The sequence below is a fragment of the Rhodococcus sp. CX genome (genome assembly GCF_015865005.1).
In the GTDB taxonomy this organism is placed as follows: Bacteria; Actinomycetota; Actinomycetes; order Mycobacteriales; family Mycobacteriaceae; genus Rhodococcus.
The window spans coordinates 23,870-26,941 of record NZ_JADZGH010000202.1; the positions used below are offsets into that span (position 1 = coordinate 23,870).

General features: G+C 70.7%; 5 protein-coding genes. 2 read left to right on the forward strand and 3 right to left on the reverse strand.

Translation table 11 applies throughout. The features are described 5' to 3' along the window. Both I0Q12_RS33500 and I0Q12_RS21840 read right to left on the reverse strand, forming a co-directional pair. The coding region (locus I0Q12_RS33500) for a VOC family protein (RefSeq protein ID WP_307846412.1) at positions 1 to 135 on the reverse strand (135 nt) is incomplete at its 3' end. 69 nt (positions 136 to 204) lie between these two features. After that, on the reverse strand, positions 205 to 1,125 hold the full coding sequence (locus I0Q12_RS21840) for a hydrogen peroxide-inducible genes activator (RefSeq protein ID WP_197254638.1): 921 nt from the start codon (positions 1,123 to 1,125) through the stop codon (positions 205 to 207). A gap of 83 nt (positions 1,126 to 1,208) precedes the next feature. On the opposite strand from I0Q12_RS21840, the gene I0Q12_RS21845 reads away from it, so the two are divergent. Further along, entirely contained in the window at positions 1,209 to 1,898 is a 690-nt protein-coding gene (locus I0Q12_RS21845; protein WP_197254640.1) for a PhzF family phenazine biosynthesis protein, read from the forward strand. Here the strand turns inward: I0Q12_RS21845 and I0Q12_RS21850 are convergent. After that, on the reverse strand, positions 1,878 to 2,567 hold the full coding sequence (locus I0Q12_RS21850) for a hypothetical protein (RefSeq protein ID WP_197254642.1): 690 nt from the start codon (positions 2,565 to 2,567) through the stop codon (positions 1,878 to 1,880). The genes I0Q12_RS21845 and I0Q12_RS21850 overlap by 21 nt on opposite strands. 113 nt (positions 2,568 to 2,680) lie before the next feature. Between I0Q12_RS21850 and I0Q12_RS21855 the strand changes: the two genes are divergently transcribed. After that, a complete protein-coding gene (locus I0Q12_RS21855; RefSeq protein ID WP_197254644.1) occupies positions 2,681 to 2,944 on the forward strand; it encodes a hypothetical protein in 264 nt (87 codons plus the stop codon). Positions 2,945 to 3,072 lie beyond the last annotated feature (128 nt).

Here is a 3,072-nt window from a genome sequence, read left to right on the forward strand (position 1 = left end):
CAGCTGAACCCAGTCGTCGTCGGTGGCGTCGGAATCGAGTTCCCAACCCAGCAGCGCGGCGTAGAACGCGGCCAGACCGCGCGGGTCGGGAGTGTCGAGCACGAACACCTGCAGACCGATCTCGGGGCATGACATGCCGCCATGGTGCTCCCCCGCGCCGCCGGACCGCAGCTGTTCGGCAGAAGGGAGCGCTCCGGCGCCTCGCTACCGGACGCCCTCCGGGGCAACCTCCCGAAGCACATCGGCGAGCGCGCGATAGTCCTCGGCGCGCCCGCTCGACGAACGGAACACGAGGCCGATCGTGCGGCCCGGAACCGGTTCGGCGAACCGCGCGACCGCGAGATCGCCGGTGGCGCACTCGACCGCGACCGACGACGCCGGAATGAGCGTGACGCCGAGTCCGCCGGCGACGCAGCGCACGACCGTGGCGAGCGAGGTCGCCCGGGTGTCGCCGGAGAGCGGATGCGCGTCCACGGAGCGGCACAGGTCCAGAGTCTGGTCCCGAAGGCAGTGCCCCTCGTCGAGGAGCAGCAGCGGGAGTTCGTCGAGCACGGTCAGCGGTACGTCGTCCCGACCGGCGAGCGCGTGGTCCGGGGGGACGACGAGCACGAAGTCCTCGGCGTAGAGCGGTATCTCGATCAGGCCGGTCGATCCGGACGGCAGCGCGAGCACCGCGACGTCGAGGGTCCCGGCGCGCAGCGACTCGAGCAGCCGGGCCGTCTGGTCCTCGATGACGTGCAACGACAGCGACGGCATGCGGGTCCGCAGTTCAGGCAGCAGCGTCGGCAGCACGTAGGGCGCCACGGTGGGAATCAGGCCGAGACGCAGTGGTCCGGTCAGCGGATCGGTGACGCCCGCGGCGGCGGCGACGAACCCGTCGGCCGCGTCGACGATGGCCTTGGCCTGGCTCAGGAGGCGCGCACCGTCCGGAGTCACCAGCACGCGGCGGGTGCTGCGTTCGATCAACTGCACGCCGAGACCGGATTCCAGGGCCGCGAGACCCTGGGACAGCGTCGGCTGGCTCACGTGCAGGCGGGCAGCCGCCGTCCCGAAGTGACGGTGGGTCGCAACCGCGACGAAGGCACGGAGCTGCGACAGGGTCGGCTGATACTGCTGATCGGACACGCCTATGAGTATATCCCGACCGATAGATTTCCCTTTAGACTTGGTCGCGACGAACGAATACACCGGGGGTTACTGTTTCCTCCATGACGATTCAGGTCGACGTCGTCCGGGTCTTCACCGACGACCGCGGAGAACACGGCAACCCACTCGGCATCGTGCTCGACCAGGACGTCGACGCCGCCGACCGCCAGCGGATCGCGGCCGAACTCGGCTACAGCGAGACGATCTTCGTCCGACCGCCCGGACCCGGCGGGACGCGCGCCCAGGCCCGAATCTTCACTCCCGCGAAGGAACTTCCGTTCGCCGGTCACCCCACGGTCGGATTGTCCTGGTGGCTCCGCGATCGCGGAACCCCGATCGACACCCTCGAGGTCCCGGCCGGGCCGGTCGCGGTGCGCTACGACGGGGATGTCACCTGGGTGGGTGCGCGTGCGGACTGGGCACCGCCGTTCGTACTCGATCAGCGGCCGGCCCCAGAAGACGTGGACCGGTGCAGCTCCGGCGACTTCGCCGATGCAGCCGAGTGGTACGTGTGGGCCTGGACCGGGGAAACGGCCGGAACCGTCCGGGCACGGATGTTCGCACCCGCGTTCGGCATTCCCGAGGACGAGGCGACCGGGGCCGCCGCGGTCCGGCTCACCGCCCACCTCGGCCGGAACCTCGACATCACCCAGGGACGCGGATCGCGGATCCGGACGGCCTGGCTGTCGGACGGGCGCGTCGAGGTCGGCGGTCACGTCGAACGCTGCGAGTCACGCTCCCTCGCCCGCTGACCGCCGCCCGGCCGCGAGATCCTCCTCGCTGAGGAGGACCTCGATTTCCCTTCCGAACTCGACTCCGGGTGCCAGCGGAAGGCGGTCGCCGCTCCAGAACCGGCCCGGGTCGTACCAGTTGCTGCCCCGCCGCCGCTGTTCGAGCAGCCCCATCTCCTCCATCGTCATCCCGACGACCTCGGCACAGTAGGCGCTCTCGATGCTCACGTCCGACGGCTTCCGGAGCCGCGGCAGGCGACCGGCGAACCAGCGGCCCGTCAGTTTCGCGGTGGACGGGAACGGCGTGCCGTCGAGCCGCGCGATCGACCGCAGCAACTGGTCCTCCTGCTCCGGGCTGATCTGCGTGGAGATCTGCCGGAGCCAGCCCCGCTGCCCGTACCGGGCGCTCCACACCTGCACCGCACCGCGCAGATCGTGCAACTGCACGCCGCGCTGGTGCCGGCCGGTCCACATGTCGGGCAGGCTCTTTCCGAGCTCGGCGTGCCACATCAGCGGCGGCAGGTCATCGAGGACGACCGCCATCCCGACGTGATTGACCGGCGCGTTCGTCAACGCCTGGATCGCACGGTCGGCTCCGCTGCTGCCCCGGAAGATCCACAGGTCACCGGTGCGCGTGATCGCCACCGCCTCGTCGAGCGTGATCCGGGATCGTGTCGCGCTGTGCTCCATGCCCGACAGCCTTCCATGCCACGGTGACCGGCTCCCGCGACCGGTCCAGTCGGGGTGGCCGGGTAGGCGGGTGGGCCCGACGACAGACATCGTCGTCCCTTAGGGTCGGGGACATGGCACTTCGGGGCAGGCAGTGGTGGAAGCTGGTCGGACTGGCCGGTGTGGTCGGCGTCGCGGCGACCGGCGCGGTCGCGGTGCGTGCCGAACGCAAGCGGCGGGGTTACACGCCGGACGAGGTGCGCTCGGTGCTGCACGAGCGGTATGCGCAGGCGACGGCCGCGCACGACTCCGCGGGCGAGGTACCGCTGACGGAGATTCCGGCGACACCGGTCACCCGGCTGCGCCGGGCACTGCGCCGGCTGCTTCGCCGCCGCTGACGGATCGGCCCTGGGGCAGGTCAGCCGAGTGCGACCGCGAATCCGTCGACGAGATCCTGGACCTGCTCGTCGGTCATGACGAACGCCGGCGAGATCTGCATCGCACCCTGACCCGCCGCGCGACCCGA

Bases quoted from the DNA above. Each gene is read 5' to 3' on its own strand.
- I0Q12_RS21845 (WP_197254640.1), top strand. From the start codon at position 1,209: ATGACGATTCAGGTCGACGTCGTCCGGGTCTTCACCGACGACCGCGGA.
- I0Q12_RS21850 (WP_197254642.1), bottom strand. From the start codon at position 2,567: ATGGAGCACAGCGCGACACGATCCCGGATCACGCTCGACGAGGCGGTG.
- I0Q12_RS21855 (WP_197254644.1), top strand. From the start codon at position 2,681: ATGGCACTTCGGGGCAGGCAGTGGTGGAAGCTGGTCGGACTGGCCGGT.